This window comes from Arenibacter sp. S6351L, from assembly GCF_023016025.1.
GTDB lineage: Bacteria > Bacteroidota > Bacteroidia > Flavobacteriales > Flavobacteriaceae > Arenibacter > Arenibacter algicola_B.
Window position 1 is genome coordinate 1 of record NZ_JALKBB010000127.1, and the last position, 335, is coordinate 335.

1 protein-coding gene is annotated in these 335 nt (G+C 57.9%); it reads right to left on the minus strand.

Features of this window, described 5'->3' with window-relative positions:
* On the minus strand, positions 1 to 335 hold a 335-nt coding region (locus MWU82_RS24200), incomplete at both ends, for a hypothetical protein (protein ID WP_247098336.1).

The following is a 335-nucleotide window of genomic DNA, read 5'->3' on the forward strand; positions in this document are numbered from 1 at the left end:
CCGTTATCGGTAAGGTTGCCATCGCCCTCGGTATAGGCGGTCCCGTTCAGGGTCACGGTAAGCACATCGGCCGAATCCGCAGTCCCGGTAATGGTCGGGGTGGTATCGTTTGTCAATAGGGTATTTACGGTAGGTGCCGTAGGATCCGTAAGGTCTATGGATAGTTCATCCGTAGTGGTATCATCGGCGGTATTGCCGGCCACGTCGTAGGTGCCTTCGGCCAGTTCGCTTCCTGCGGGTACGGTAAGGGTCCAGGTGCCGTTCCCGTTATCGGTAAGGTTGCCATCGCCCTCGGTATAGGTGGTCCCGTTCAGGGTCACGGTAAGCACATCGGC